Here is a 14,727-nt window from a genome sequence, read left to right as displayed (position 1 = left end):
CCGCCGTGACGGCTCTACGGTGCAGGTCATGGCAGACGGACTGGACTGGTACTGCGCGCAGGTTCTGCCCGGGCATATCGCTGTGGACGTGGTGTGCGAGACGGATGACGTGCTGGCCTTCCGCCCTCCCGTGCCGGGATTCGGCGCCGAGCACATCATCGTCATCCCCAAACAGCACGTCCGCTCGCTGCTGGAGCTGGACGCGGACACCGCCGTGAAGCTCCTTGCGGTGCAGCAGACCGTGGCGGCGGAGGTCATCGACCGCCACGGCGGGTGTCAGGCGATCACCAGCATCGGCGACGAGCAGCACAACCGTCACCTGCACATCCACATCGCCGCCGGTGAGGGCGTCGCCCGCTTCGTTCAGCGTGCCCCGCAGGTCCCCGATACGCAAAAGCCCGGCAGGCCGAATAGGCCTGCCGAGCACGACGGTTGAACGGCGGACAGCGGAATTCGCCTATGAGGCAGGCGGGTTCGGCACGGCGCCGGGCCGTGGCCGCTGGATGGTGACCAGACGGTCCCTGCGTACGCGGACGTCGGTGACGCGTTCCTCGGCGGGGAGGTAGAGGAGGACGTCGGTGTGGCTCTCACCGGCACGGTCGGTCATGGCGACCACGAAGTGAGTCTGGGAGCAGCCGGAGAGGGTGTAGGCGTCCCCGGAGCGCAGGGAGCAGGCAGGGGCATCGAAGACATCGAGGGCGCGCTGCGCCCAGCCTGCAGCGTGCGTCTGCATGTGGGGCAGGGTGTGGGCGTGGCGTCCGGCCTGGGCTTCCCGATAGTGGCGTCGGCACGGTGCGCATTCGTTCGGGGCCCCAGGGTTGGGGCCGGCGAGGTGCCGCTCGCAGTAGGCGTTGCCCGTGACGGAGTTGCGCCGGTGCCCTGTCACCAGGTTCACTCTCCCCTTGGCAGTCCACAGCAAGGTGTCGTCACCATGGCAAGGGTCGGCATCGGGCAAGAGGAGCTGACCCGCACGCCGTCGGAAGCGGTCGAGGGCAGCGCGCAAGCTGGTGCAGTTGGCGCACACCCGTCGGGCCATGCTCCGGCGGCAATCGAGGGATTTGCCGCAGTAGCCCATCAGGTGGCCCGGGATCGGCAGATGCGCGGCAGCGCCCTTGCCGGTGCCGGCGGCGGGCCGGGTCTCGGGTTCGCCGCCGGAGTGCGGCGGCGTAGTGAGGATGAGACGGGCCCGGGTGCAGCTCTGGCACAGGGAGTGCGCAGTGTCCGGGGCGATCGGCGCCAAGTCGGGTGAGTGCGTGGCGCAGGCCGTCAAGGGCTCGGAGTCAAGCAGCACACCGTGGTGGGCCGTGCCGGTGGTGGCACTGATGGCGAGCCGGATCAAGGGCAGGGGCAAGCGGACCTCCGGGAGTCGGGCGTGGGATGGGGTGACGACGGTGGTGTCGTCAGAGGGTCGGGAAGCGGCTGGGCAGAGTGGTAAGCACCCGTACGTCCTCGGCGGCTCGTTCGGCTTCCATTCGGGCGAGGGTCACGGAGCAGGCGCCGTACTCGCGCCGGTTCAGCTCCCCGGCCTCCGTACACCGGCCGTCTTCGAGGACGTAGCGGGTTACCTTGCGGACCGGGCCCGTGTCGGTGGGCACATCCGAGACCAGCGACAGCACAAATGATCCGCACCGACTCGTCGTGTCCGACAAGGCCATATCCACCAGGTGGGCCAGGCGGTCGAGCCGCTGTGCGCTCACAGGGCCGAGGGCCAGGCGGTTACCGCCCAGGTAGAGGACTTCGGCAAGTACCTCCCGGGCAATCACTGGTCGGACAATGTGCAGGTAGTGCCGTCCCGGTCCGGCCGCCGCGATGGCATCTGCGATCGCACGGCGTCCCGGGGACATGGGTGAAACAGACAGGGTCAAGTGACCTTTCCTGAAAGGGGCGCCTGCGGAGGGTGCCGTCGTCAGCTTCGGCGGACGACGGTCAGGCGGCCCTCCGCGCCGTCCGGCAGGGTGCGCCGTGGCACGGGGGCCGAGGAGGCGAGCGAAGAGGCGAAGACCGCGACCAGGTCGTGGGGGACGCTGGAGCTGAAGCTGGCGCACCACAGATACGGGGCGCCCAGAACGGGTTCCGCCCACGCCTGCCAGCCCGCAAGATCGGGGCGCGGGTCCGCGTCCTGGATCAGAGGCGGCACCTCCTCCAGCGACACGCTGGAGGAGAAGCCGGGGTCGGTGACCGTCGTGCGAGGGCGGTCCACGTCCCGTATCCAGCCCCGGGCGACCAGCGCGGTCAGGACCGTCTCCGGCTCGTCGAATCCGGCGTCGGGGCTCTCGCCGGCGTCGAGCGCGAGGAGGAGGTCGGCAAGCGCCTCGTGCGGGACGCCCGCGGTGAAGTAGGCGTTCCATTCCGTCATGGCGCTGAAGGAGTGGGTCCGGGCGGAGAGTTGCCAGGCGACGGGCAGTCCGCCGAGTTCGAACGGATAGCCCGCCAGGATCCACTCGGCTCCACGCAGCTCATCCGGGCTCACGTACAGCAGGGTGTGACGGGACGTCGGCCACATACGCCAGCCCATGCCGGCCAGGAGGTCGCAGATCCGCTCGGCGAGAGCGCCGTCGTCACCGGCCAGATGGCGCGGGGTGACCCAGTACACCGGGTCTGGCGAATCGGGGTGGGAAGGATCGAGGGGGTGATAGGGGTTCAGGGGCGCCTCCATGGGCTCGGGGGTGGTTCAGCTGCCGTTGTCAGGCCCGGTCGCCTTGCGTCGGCGGCGGGCGGGAGCCTCGGTCGGCTCGTGCCAGGCGAGGGCGACGGCGACGTCGGGCGGGAGATGGCCGATCTGTTCGGCGTCATTGGCCTCCGCGATGAAGACCAGCGGTGTGCCATTCTCGTCCCGCGAAGGGATCACTGCGCCGATGCGGTGGGCCATAGGGAAGAGAGGGTTGATGGCGAGTTGGGCCGGCGCGTCGCGGTCGCAGGCGGACAGAAGCTCGATGAGTTCGCCGACGGTAATCTCCGGGATGGGCGGTTGATCCACGGTGGTACTCCTTGCGGTAGCGGACACACGGGTGCCCCAAGGGTCGGGCAGGGCAGGGTATGCAGTGCGTACGAGCGCCCCGTTAGGCGTGGGGCGATGGCTGTACGCCGATCAGCACGGCTGGGATGTGGCCAGGACTTGCGCCACGGCGGCGGCGACGATGTCCGCCGGGGTCTCGATGTCGAACGACATCCGGTACCCGCGGGTCTTAGCAGTGCCGGTGACCGCGATCACCCATCCCTCACCATCGGTGCCTGGACGGCCCGTCGGGAACCAGCCGAGGTAGAACCGGCCGTCCATGCTGTTCACATGAACATCGGCGCGGTCGTCCACGACCAGCTTGAAGTCGGCATCGGTGAACTGGTCGGTCACCAGCGCCGGCTGACCTGGACCGAGTTTCCAGGAGCGCAGGCGTAGGGCATGGACGGTCGTAGCGAACCCGGACTGGGCAACCTCCACGGTCACTGGCGACACCTCTCTGACCTGCAGCTTTTCCGGGAAGACGTCCACGTTGACATGCTTCGGAAGCGTTGGCCAGTCCTTCCGTGATCTTTCCTGTCTGCCCCAGGCGAACTTTTGTCCGTTCTCACTCAATCTAGGATCCGCGACTTAGTTAGCAATGAAGGCCGTTCGTTAGCAGTGGATTAGCAAATCCCTGACCGCCTTAGCAACCGTTACGGTCGGTAGTGATCGACTGTGCGGCACTCCCAGTCTCGGCCTACCTCGCTTCCATGGTGGGTCACAAGGCGCGTACTCTCGGCCGACATGAACGGCGTGGGTGCTGTAGCCGAGGTAAGCAGAGGCGGGAGCCGGTACCCCTGGATACGTCGTGTGCATGAGATCAGCTCTCCACCCGAAGTCGACCACTTCGGGTGGGTGGTCGAGTCTCCGTGGGCGCGGGCCGAAGTCCCGCTGACCAAGCGACGCGAGGACCCACTGCTCGTGGTACTGGGCGAGCGGGGATGCGGTAAGAGCGACCTGTTCATCCAGGAAGCCGCGGCGCTGAAGTCCGAGGGACACACCGTGGACCTGATCGATCTGAAAGTGCGGGGCCGGTTCTACGAAGCGGGTGGTGCGCGCCAGGAGTTGGGCGCCGTTTTCGAGCAGGCTTCAGAGGCCGAGCCAGGGTACGTCCTGTTAGACAGCCTTGATGAGGGCCTGGACCGGCTCGGGGTCTTGCATGAGGTCCTGGTCGCCTGCCTGGAGGAACTCGGCCGGGAGCGGCGAGGGAGACTTCGGTTGCGTATCGCCTGCCGTTCGGGCCGGTGGCCCAGGGGTCTTGAAGAAGATCTTGAGCGGCTGTGGGCGCCTAGAGCCGTGCGGGTGGTAGGTGTGACACCGCTGAGCCGATCCGACGTGGAGATGGCTGCCGCCTGCGATGGCCTCGACGGCCGTACGGTCACCCGACGCCTCCAGCAGAAAGGCGCGGTGGCCCTGGCCCGGTCCCCGATCACCTTGAAGCCGCTGCTGGAAGCGGAACGGGCAGGACGCGCCCTGCCCGCCACGGTGGCGGACGCTTACAGGCATGCTTGCAGGCAGCTGTGCTCACATGGCCACCGCGACAGGTGCCGGGTGGGGCCCGATCATCTGACCGCACTCGCCACCCGCGTTGCCGCGGCCCTGCAGTTCGGCCACTGCGAGGCAGTGCATGACACCCAGGGTGACCCCAAGCTGAACGACGTGGCGCTGCATGACCTGGAGGGCGGTAACGAGCCGGGCTCTGCCGGTACGTCGTTTCGCTGTGGGGCGGAGGAACTGCTGGCGCTGGTGGATTCCGGGTTGATGGTCGAGGTCGGGCTGCGGCGCTGGGCCTTCGCCCACGACAGCTACCAGGAATACCTTGCCGCCCAGTTCTTGGCTCGGCACGGCATAGGCAGGGAGGCGCAGCGGCAGCTTCTGTGGATCGGTGACGGAGCGTCCCGGCACGTAGTGACGCGGCATCGTGAGGTCGCTGCCTGGCGGGTGGTGGACGATCCTGAGCTGTTCGCAGAGGTCCTGCAGGACGACCCTGAGGTGCTGTTGCTGGCGGACCTTACCGCGCTCCCCGATGGGCAACGCGAGTATGTGGTGGACCGGCTCCTCGACCTGGTGCGCAGCGATGACACGGTGGGTCTGGACCGGTGGCTGCTGCACCGACTGGATCATCGAGGGCTGTCCGCCCAGCTGCGGCCCCTTCTACGCCCCGATACAGCTGGTCCTGTGCTTTCCGCCGCGCTCAGTATTGCCCGCGCCTGCCGACTGTCGGAGGTCAACGATCAGTTGCTGACCGTGGCAGAGGAGCAGACGGTCGATTCGAAGTTGCGCCAGCTAGCTATCCAGGCACTGAGTGAGGACCTCGAAGCGAGCCACGCGACCCGGCTGAGGGCGCTGGCCGAGCGTAACGACGCGGACCTGGGCCGGACGCCGGTCCAGGAGCTGGCCCCGGAGCGAGTGGCTTGGCTGAGGGCGTTGGCCTGGCGCGGTGATGCAGACCTTGTCGCGACCGCGCTCGAGCGGTTGTGGCCGCAGTACCTGCGGCTGCCCGACTTCTTGGACTTGATCCCGCCCTCAGGCGAGCCCACCCAGTTCCATGCCGCGTGGCTTCTGATCGAGCGAGCTCTGCACCGGCTGAGGCCGGAGGATATCGACGATGCTGTGGGCTGGGCGACACGGGTTTTGGGTTCCCGGCACCCCCGAGCCGGCCTGACCCCCGCCGGTGAATCACAGCTGTCCGTGCAGCTTCCAGTGCGTGTACTCGCCAGGGCGATCGCGCTCCTCGACGACGCCGCAAATACCGATCACGCACCGCGCGACCGGCGGCTCGCCCAGATCGCCGAGGCCCTGCTCACCCTGGCAGGACGTGCCGATTTCGATGACCGGCACCAACTGGCCGAGGTACTGGAGGACCAGCCGAAACTGCGCCGGGAACTTGGCCGCCGCGTCCTAGAACGCGCCGACGACCACCAGGTCGCCCGGCTCATATCCCGGCCGGGCAGTCCCGCCTTGTTCGCCACGGACGAGCCGGTGTACTGGGCCCTGCAATGGCCCACGCTCGCCCCCAAGGCTCGCCGACACGCTGCACTCCTCGTAGAGAAATCGCCGGACCTGGCGGACCCGGACCTGCCGCGCGCTCTTGAACTGCGCGAGTGCGACCCGCAGCTTAAAGCCGCCACCGTACGGTGGGACACCCGCGCGGCAGAAGAAACCGAGCACCGGCGCGAGCAGGAAGAACAGCACCACCGCTCGGCATTCGACGAGACCCGAATGCGGCAGGCACTCACCGCAATCAGCGCCAGCGAGGAGTCACCGGAGCTCCGGTGGCGGGAGATTGTCGCTGAGCTGTACCGCACCTCGGACGGCAGTGAGGCGGCGACGCACCACGGTTGGCTGGGTCTCGTGGCGGCGGCTCCGTCGTTCCCGTCCAAGGGCAGCGAGCTGCATCACCTGCTACTCGACGCGGCTACGACTGTCGTTCACCGCTCACCGCTACTCAGCGCAGGTGCCTCCGACCCAGTCGGCACGGAATGGAGTCAGGACGTCAACACCTGGAGCCAGGCCGTCACCACACTTACGGCGCTCGCCGTGCTGAACCCATCCCGTCTGGCGGACGCATTGAACGATCCCCGCCGCGCGGCCGCAGCCTCGATCGCGGCTGCGGCCAGCCCCTGTTATACAGAGGACGACGTCGCCCTGCGGCGTACGCTGATCAACCGCTGCAACAACCTGGCCGGCCGAGAGCTCTCGATTCTGCTTACGCAGGCGCTGGACGGATGCGATTACTCAGTCCTCAGCTACCTCACCCACGTCTACGAGAGAGCGGACGCGACCTCTGCCGTCGAGGCTGTGCTCACGTGGGCACAGGCTTCCGGACGTGAGGTCTGGCAGTGGAACACGGTCCTCATGTCTCTCGCCCTCGCTGGCAACCAGCAGGCCGACGAAGCCTTGGGCGCAATCGTGGCGGACTCGGAATTGCAACGCAGCGCCGCCGAGTCCCCACGGTGGATCTGTGCCGCCACCGCAGTCTTGGCAAGCCCCCGGCTGCACAGCCTCTGGCCCACCCTCAAGAACATTCTGCTACGGCCAGGTGTCCTGGCGGCTCTGCTGGATCAGTTCTTTGCGACCTTTGACAAATGGCCGCCCGAGGTGGCAAGCCTCCCGGAGGCTGACCTGGCGGACCTGTATGCCATGGTCACCGACCACGTCGGCCCATCACCCGATACCCGTGCCTCCGTAACAGGGGCCGTCCGTGACTGGAACCGCGAGCTGCAAAACAGCCTGCTTGTCCTGCTAATCGACAAGAACACCATGGCAGCAGCCCGGCAATTGGATGCCCTTGCAACCCGTTTTCCGGATCTTGCTTATCTGCGCAGGCGCGCCAAGGAGGTCGCCTACTCTGCCGCCGACCGTCAAGCCGTTCCCGTGGCCCCGTCCACTCTTCTGCGCCTGGCCAGGGACGCCAGCCTCCGGATCATCTCCGATGAACGCCACCTTCTGGACATCGTGGTGGCCAGCCTGCAAAGACTCGAAGCGGTCCTCCAAGGTCCCAACGGCCTGGTAGTGGCCCTGTGGAACCGCCAGAAGGGGCAAGTGGACCACGCTGAATGGTGGCCGTGCTGGGAAGAAGACTTCAGCGACCTGGTCGCCGCCTTCCTGCGCCAAGACATCGGTGGCCACCGCGTAGTGATCAACCGCGAGGTCCAAGTTGCCCGTCCCGGATTGGCCGGCAGACGCACCGACATCCAGATCCAGGCCACCGCTCCGCCCGCCGACGGTGACGACCCGCTGACCGTCGTCATCGAATGCAAAGGATGTTGGAACCAGGACCTGCCCACCGCGCTGGCCAACCAACTCGTCCGCGACTACCTGCGCACCCCCCGAACCGCAGGCATTTACCTCATCGGCTACTTCGACTGCGACCGCTGGAACGAAAGAGAGCGAAGGAAGCGACACCGGGCACACACGATCCTGTCCGTGCAACACGAACAGGATGCGAGCGCCCAGGAACAACGCGATCAGCATGGCGCCATCGTCGCGGCGAAAGTCCTCGACTGCCGCCTCCCCGGACCTGACGAACCGTGGCGCGCCGAGCCCGGCACTCCTGTCGTGTAAACAGCCCGTCTCGGCGCGGACAGCGAGCTTCGGCCCCATCCCTGTAGATGAGCCGAGCCGTACCCGTCCGACACTACCCCGCCCGCCCGAACCAGCCTTCTCTGCTGAACAGCTGTGAGCGGAACCGGCATCCCTACCGACCGTGACTGCCAGCGGCCGTTCACATGCGAGATTGCTCATGCCAGACCGACTCAGCCAGTGCTCACGGAGCTCGGATTTCGGCATCGTCGCAGGACGCACTGCTCACGAAGTCGTGGACCCTACACTCAAGTCAGCCGCCGTCTCATTGATGTCCGGCCGCGCAGAGGACGTCCGTCGCCGACTTGCCCGGAACGCGTCCACGAGTCACGGACAATTGCGTCGGATAACCTCCCAACGCGACAATCGCGAAATGACGGCCGGTCCGTGCCGGTCCTTCCGATAGGGGATTGATGAGCACCGTCACTGAGTCCGCGGCCCCGGCTGGCGAGCTGACCCATGCCGCCGCGCTCACCAAAGCTGACGTCGACGCACTGGAAGCCTTCCTCAGCGCGCGGTTCGACGCGATGCGGTCTGCGAACCACTTCTCCAGCGACGCGTACAACGCGGCGGCCGCTCTGGCGCGTGTCCTGCGGGACCTAGTCAAGCCGGTGCGCGCCTCGTTCCGCTACGACGACGGCTCGCCCGAACTCCTCCGGGCTCGGATGCGTCACTGGAACCGACTGCGCGGCCTCGCAGAGCCCTGGGAGAACACCGACGGCTACGACCGGGGCCGCTGGGACTATCTCGTGCACCTCGACGCCTCAGAAGTCGCGAGCTCGGCGGAGTACGCACGTCGGCGTGAGGAGGAACAGGCCGCGTACGAGCGGGACCGTCTGCTGCGGAGCCTGTGATGACGCAACATGATGCCCGCCCTTCAGGTCAGCCGACTGGATTCGATGAGACGGCGGCTGGCTTGGGTGAGAACGGACAACTTTGCCCTCTGTCATAGATCGTCATAACCGTTCTCCGGATCTGCCACCTCTGGCCAAGTCGTGTTGGCTACCGTCCCCCGATGAAGTCACAGGTCGCCGAAACCACCGAAGCTTGTAGCTGCACTGCGAAGGGCAGCTTCTGTCAGGACTGCAAAGGCGAAGGGTGAGTGACGCCGCTGCCTGAAGACGGGCGACGACGAGACGCCACCGGCCGGTGCACGTCGTGCGCTAGGCGGGGAGGCCACCGCCTGCCACACGAACCGACGTGCCCCGTGATGCGGAAACACCCTGGGCTTGAGCACTTCGCACCCCAGCTCATCAGCGACTCGGGCAACATCACGTTCTTCAGCGCCGGCAACGCTCTCGCTCGACCAGAGGTGCGGCAGCGCCTCGCGCAGATCCTGTTCGGGCCCCGGCCCTGACGACCGGGGTCACGGCAGCAGTCCTGCGCGTCAGCGGCCGAGGAGAACAACAGAGGCGACCACGTCCGCCCCATGAACCAAGTGGATCACAGCGTGCAGCCGCAGCCGCCGACGAGCTCCTCCAACTATGTGAGTCGCCACCACCCTGCAGAAGGACGGCCCCGAAGGCGGTAAACTGAGAGTGGCCGTACGGGAGCGTTCTTGGTCACACTTGAATCGTATCCGTGCGGCCTTTTGCATGGCCTGCCCCCTGTCGATCTTGAGACGAAAAGCCAGGCAAGTGCAGGGACGCCGGGCCCATAGAATGGCCGTCGTGACCGACAACACTCAGCGCCCCGACAGCGGGCCGAACAGCGCCCCCGAACTGCCGACCCAATATGCGCCGGCCGAGGTAGAGGGAACGCTGTACGAGCGCTGGGTAGAGCGCGGTTACTTCGAGGCTGACGCGAAGAGCGACAAGCCCGCGTACACCATCGTCATCCCACCGCCCAATGTCACCGGCTCCCTGCACCTGGGGCACGCCTTCGAGCACACGCTGATCGATGCCCTCACCCGCCGTAAGCGCATGCAGGGCTACGAGACGCTGTGGCAGCCCGGCATGGACCACGCCGGCATCGCCACGCAGAACGTCGTCGAGCGGGAACTCGCCAAGGAAGGCAAGTCCCGCCACGACCTGGGCCGCGAGGCGTTCGTCGAGCGGGTCTGGCAGTGGAAGGCCGAGTCCGGCGGCCAGATCGCCGGGCAGATGCGGCGCCTGGGCAACGGCGTCGCGTGGAGCCGCGACCGCTTCACCATGGACGAGGGCCTGTCCCGTGCCGTTCAAACCGTCTTCAAGAAGATGTTCGACGACGGCCTGATCTACCGCGCCGAGCGCATCATCAACTGGTGTCCGCGCTGTCTGACGGCCATCTCGGACATCGAGGTCGACTACCAGGACGACGACGGCGAGATCGTCTCCATCAAGTACGGCGAGGGGGACGACACGGTCGTCGTCGCCACCACCCGTGCCGAGACCATGCTCGGTGACACCGCCGTCGCCGTTCACCCCGACGACGAGCGCTACAAGCACCTCGTCGGCCGGCGCATCAAGCTGCCGCTGACGGGCCGCACGATTCCCGTCGTCGCCGACACACACGTCGACCCCGAGTTCGGCACCGGCGCCGTCAAGGTCACGCCCGCCCACGACCCCAACGACTTCGCCATCGGCCAGCGGCACGACCTGGAGTCGCTGACCGTCATGGACGAGCGCGGTGTCATCACGGCCCACGGGCCGTTCGAGGGGCTCGACCGATTCGAGGCACGTTCCGCGATCGTCGCCGCGCTGCGCGCCGACGGCCGGATCGTCGCGGAGAAGCGGCCGTACGTCCACTCGGTGGGCCACTGCTCGCGCTGCAAGACGACCCTGGAGCCGCGGCTGTCCCTGCAGTGGTGGGTGAAGGTCGAGACGCTCGCCAAGGCCGCGGGAGACGCGGTCCGCGACGGCCGGGTGAACATCCACCCCGCCGACTTGTCGCAGCGCTACTTCGACTGGGTCGACAACCTCAACGACTGGTGTATCTCACGGCAGTTGTGGTGGGGCCACCGTATCCCCGTCTGGCACGGCCCGAACGGTGAGACCGTGTGCGTCGGCCCCGACGAGCAGCCGCCGACCGGCGAGGGCTGGGAGCAGGACACCGACGTCCTAGACACCTGGTTCTCGTCAGGCCTGTGGCCCTTCTCCACGCTGGGCTGGCCGGAGAAGACCGCGGACCTGGCCAAGTTCTATCCGAACTCGGCCATGGTCACCGGTTACGACCTGATGTTCTTCTGGGTCGCGCGGATGATGATGTTCGGCCTGTACGCGATGGACGGCGAGATCCCCTTCCATACCATCGCGTTCCACGGCATGGTCCGTGACGAGCACGGCAAGAAGATGTCGAAGTCGTTCGGCAACACGGTCAATCCGCTGGACTGGATGGACAAGTACGGCTCCGACGCTCTGCGGTTCACGCTCGCGCGGGGCGCCAACCCCGGTACCGACGTGCCGATCGGCGAGGACTGGGTCCAGGCGTCCCGGAACTTCGCCAACAAGATCTGGAACGCGACCCGGTTCGCGATGATGAACGGCGCCACGATCGAGGGCGAACTGCCCCCGACCGAGCAGCTGTCGGCCACGGACCGCTGGATCCTGTCCCGGCTGAACACCGTCGTGGCCGAGGCGGACGCGTACTACGACGACTACCAGTTCGCGAAGCTCGCCGACGCCCTGTACCACTTCGCGTGGGACGAGGTCTTCGACTGGTACGTCGAGCTGTCCAAGACGACGTTCATGGCCGGCGGCGACGCGGCCAAGGTCTCGGCCCGCGTCCTGGGCGAGGTCCTGGACGTGACGCTGAAGCTGCTCCACCCGATCGTTCCGTTCGTGACGGAGACGCTGTGGACCACGCTCACCGGCCGCGAGTCCGTCGTGATCGCCGACTGGCCGGCGGACAGCGGGTTCCGCGATGCCGCCGCCGAGGCGGAGATCGAGAGCCTCCAGCAGGTGATCACCGAGGTTCGGCGCTTCCGCTCGGACCAGGGCCTGCAGCCCGGCCAGAAGGTCCCTGCCCGCCTGGACCTGGCGGGTACGCAGCTCGCTGCCCACGAGGCGGCCATCCGTCAGCTGCTCCGGCTCCAGCCGGAGGGTGACGGCTTCAGTGCCACGGCGACCCTCCCGGTTGCCGGCGCCACGGTCGCGCTCGACTTGTCCGGCACGATCGATGTCGCGGCCGAGCGCAAGCGGCTGGCCAAGGACTTGGCTTCGGCGGAGAAGGAGAAGGCCCAGGCGGAGGCCAAGCTCGGTAACGAGGCGTTCTTGGCGAAGGCGCCGGACAACGTGGTCGAGAAGATTCGTACCCGTCTCGCGAAGGCCGAAGAGGACATCGTCCGGCTGCAGAACCAGATCAACAACCTGCCGCCTGCCCAATAGCCAGACCAGCGAGGAAGCCCCGGACGCATCGTCCAGGGCTTCCTTCATACGGCGGGCACCACTACGGAATTCCCAAGCCCTCGAACGGGCTCGACAGGGAGAACTGCCGCTGGCGGGCGACCGTCAGGGCCTGTTCGAGGTCGAACTCGGCCATCCGGATCAGGTCGACGAGCCGGGACGGCTTCGAGGCGAGGACGAGGCGCGTGATGTCCTCAGCCGTGTCATCGCGGTTGAAGCGGTGTCGGAACAGGTCGAGGTTCTTCTGCACCACCAGCAGGGTCATGTCGAACGCGGAGATCTCGGCGTTGGAGCGCCCGTTCGGCGGCCAGGCCACGTTCCGATGAGGCGGTGTCAGCTCGGAAAACTGACAAGATCGATGAGATTCCACCGCGCGGGCTCTCTGTAGTTCTGTCACTTGCCTGGTCGGCGCTCACCGGAGCTGACAAGACCATTGGGACATTGACCCCGTGACGGCCAAGCCCATTGATCCCCAGCCGGATCGCTCGCCCGTCTTGTCTCAAGGCAGTTGCCAGTGCGCAGCTCGCCGACATGGCTCCCTGACACGATGGATGAGAACGGACAGGCGGCCTTGAGCCGGGTGATCTCGGCGACCGCGTCACCGGTGACCAGGCGGGTGTTCCAGTCGACCTTGTCGATCGTCGAGGAGAACACCACCTTCGACATGTCCCGCCAGCGGCGCGCGAACTCGATCTCCGCCGGGGTGGCGCCCGGCTGCTGGTCGCCGGCGGCCAGTGGGAGCTCATCGTCTGCCACAGCTTGCGCACGTACAGCGTCAGGTCGGTCGCCTGCAACTGGTCGGACCAGAATTGGAACAGCTCGTCGCTCGGCACGCCCCAGCCGATGTCGTCGCCGGGCGCGGCGATGTAGCCGTCCAGGGTCAGGTTCATGCCGTAGATCAGTTTCCGCATGGCGCCAGCCTTCCGTGAGTCGGTCTCACGCGTACAGACCGGCGCGGCGCGGGAAACTCATCGGTGCGCGATCTGAGCTCACATGTAGTCCTCGTGCTCGGGGCTCCGCGTGGCGTACTCGGCCGACTCGGACAAGCCGCCCGATCTCGACCTCGCCCTCGCCCTCGCGAGGAATTGCAACGGATTTGAGACTGGTCATGGGTGACAAGGCCGTGAGACAGCCAAGAACGCCCAGGTCACGCAAGATCGACATGTCACGAGCGGCGAGACCCTACAGGCGAAGTGTGGGATCTCAGATTCCGTGGCCGAATCTCACGGCCGATGGCCACTCGGCGGCCGATTGGCCACGATTCAGAGACCGGATGGTTGCCCTGTCACATTCAAGCTGTCGGATTCTCCCCCGTTGTCGTTCGTGTTGGCGGATTCTCATCGCGGCGCGTGCCGAGCGGCGGCGTTTGCTTCGTTTACGGGGTTCGAGTTGTTTTTCCAGGCCCGGTCTTCCGCCCCGCCACGTACGAGACTTCTGCGAAAGCCAAGTTGTTTGAGAACAAAGACCACCGGCGTTCTCAAACAACTTGACTCCTCCGCAGGCCAGGGAACTGTTATCTGCCAGCTGCACTTCGACAGGACACTGGTCAGCCTGTTCACTCTGTGGCGTCGGTTTCGCCGAGCGTCCAGCCGGCCGACGGTTGCGCTGCCCGCAGCGCCCGCGACGTGGCTGTCCAGCCTCGTCGGCGGAGGGGGACCGTACGCGATCAGCCCCCAGGGCAGGGGAGTTACTGCCATTGTGGTCGTGGATGTGACGGCTCGGATCGAGGGGGAAGTATGCGGCGAAATCTCCGCTGGGCGACTGCGGGACTGGTCACGGCCGTGGTCTTCGCGGTACCCACGTGGCTGTGCGGTGCCGTGTTCCTGCCGTCGATGGTCACAGATGCCGCGGTCCGCTGGGGGCTCTCGTCGGCGCTAGGGGTGGTGCTGGCCACGCTGGCCGTCGCGTGGGGCCAGAGCTTCGCCACCCGCGCCCACCCGGAAGACGCCCCGCCTCCGCCGTCCGACGGTCCGGTCACAGCGTCCGGCCCGCGCAGCGTCGCCGTCAAAGGCAGCCCGACGGGCAATATCTCCACCGGGGACACCGGGGTGCGCAGTGCCCCGGACAGCTCTCCGGCCCGCCCGGAGCCCCAGGCCCCGGCCCCCCCTGCACCCCAGCCCGAGCCTGGGCCTGGCTCGGTGGCCGCGTCCGGAGAACGGTCGATCGCCATCAACGGCAACCCCGGGGGCACCATCTCCACCGGCGACCAACTCGGCGAGGACCCCGCGTGAAGTGGCCTTTCAAGAAGCAGCCCGCGCAGCCGCAGGCATCAGAGCCCGATGTCCTCCCCAGCGTCGAGGCATCCGGGACGCGGTCCGTAGC

At 67.0% G+C, this 14,727-nt stretch carries 11 protein-coding genes and 1 pseudogene; 5 read left to right on the top strand and 7 right to left on the bottom strand.

All coding sequences use genetic code 11. From position 1 onward, the window contains the following. Positions 1-28 precede the first annotated feature (28 nt). On the top strand, positions 29-436 hold the full coding sequence (locus tag H4687_RS30205) for an HIT family protein (protein WP_052768265.1): 408 nt from the start codon (positions 29-31) through the stop codon (positions 434-436). 21 nt (positions 437-457) lie between these two features. On the opposite strand, the gene H4687_RS30200 is transcribed toward H4687_RS30205, so the two are convergent. The 5 genes from H4687_RS30200 to H4687_RS30180 form a co-directional block, all read right to left on the bottom strand. Continuing rightward, complete coding sequence (locus H4687_RS30200; RefSeq protein ID WP_159026059.1) at positions 458-733, bottom strand: hypothetical protein; 276 nt, start codon at positions 731-733, stop codon at positions 458-460. Positions 734-1,400: 667 nt separating this feature from the next. Continuing rightward, positions 1,401-1,865 (bottom strand): hypothetical protein, encoded by a 465-nt coding sequence (locus tag H4687_RS30195; protein WP_159392241.1) that lies wholly within the window; start codon positions 1,863-1,865, stop codon positions 1,401-1,403. 41 nt (positions 1,866-1,906) lie between these two features. Further along, the gene (locus tag H4687_RS30190) at positions 1,907-2,656 is read right to left on the bottom strand and encodes a DUF317 domain-containing protein (protein WP_046912670.1); all 750 of its coding nucleotides are present in this window, start codon (positions 2,654-2,656) and stop codon (positions 1,907-1,909) included. A gap of 15 nt (positions 2,657-2,671) precedes the next feature. Then, positions 2,672-2,977: a hypothetical protein gene (locus H4687_RS30185; RefSeq protein WP_233443721.1), complete on the bottom strand. Its 306-nt coding sequence runs from the start codon at positions 2,975-2,977 to the stop codon at positions 2,672-2,674. A gap of 111 nt (positions 2,978-3,088) precedes the next feature. Then, positions 3,089-3,442 (bottom strand): DUF317 domain-containing protein, encoded by a 354-nt coding sequence (locus H4687_RS30180; RefSeq protein WP_046912687.1) that lies wholly within the window; start codon positions 3,440-3,442, stop codon positions 3,089-3,091. A gap of 366 nt (positions 3,443-3,808) precedes the next feature. Here H4687_RS30180 and H4687_RS30175 point away from each other — a divergent pair, with 366 nt between their 5' ends. From H4687_RS30175 to H4687_RS30165, 3 genes are all read left to right on the top strand, one after another. Further along, positions 3,809-8,065, top strand: coding sequence for an NACHT domain-containing protein (locus H4687_RS30175; protein ID WP_046912671.1), 4,257 nt, complete (start codon positions 3,809-3,811; stop codon positions 8,063-8,065). A 431-nt stretch (positions 8,066-8,496) separates the two neighbouring features. Then, on the top strand, positions 8,497-8,937 hold the full coding sequence (locus H4687_RS30170) for a hypothetical protein (RefSeq protein ID WP_050399602.1): 441 nt from the start codon (positions 8,497-8,499) through the stop codon (positions 8,935-8,937). A gap of 816 nt (positions 8,938-9,753) precedes the next feature. Beyond that, a complete protein-coding gene (locus tag H4687_RS30165) occupies positions 9,754-12,387 on the top strand; it encodes a valine--tRNA ligase (RefSeq protein ID WP_046912688.1) in 2,634 nt (877 codons plus the stop codon). A 61-nt stretch (positions 12,388-12,448) separates the two neighbouring features. On the opposite strand, the gene H4687_RS30160 is transcribed toward H4687_RS30165, so the two are convergent. Both H4687_RS30160 and H4687_RS30155 read right to left on the bottom strand, forming a co-directional pair. Next, on the bottom strand, positions 12,449-12,721 hold the full coding sequence (locus H4687_RS30160) for a hypothetical protein (RefSeq protein ID WP_046912673.1): 273 nt from the start codon (positions 12,719-12,721) through the stop codon (positions 12,449-12,451). A gap of 251 nt (positions 12,722-12,972) precedes the next feature. Next, positions 12,973-13,316 (bottom strand): annotated as a pseudogene (locus H4687_RS30155) (dihydrofolate reductase family protein); the annotation flags it as partial. A gap of 825 nt (positions 13,317-14,141) precedes the next feature. Here H4687_RS30155 and H4687_RS30150 point away from each other — a divergent pair. After that, positions 14,142-14,636 carry a hypothetical protein gene (locus tag H4687_RS30150; RefSeq protein WP_050399601.1) on the top strand — a complete coding sequence of 165 codons (495 nt, stop codon included), beginning with the start codon at positions 14,142-14,144 and terminating at the stop codon, positions 14,634-14,636. The last annotated feature ends 91 nt before the right edge of the window (positions 14,637-14,727 follow it).

Source organism: Streptomyces stelliscabiei, assembly GCF_014873495.1.
Lineage (GTDB): Bacteria > Actinomycetota > Actinomycetes > Streptomycetales > Streptomycetaceae > Streptomyces > Streptomyces bottropensis.
Note: the sequence above shows the minus strand (reverse complement) of the source record. Positions and strands in the feature narration are given on the sequence as shown.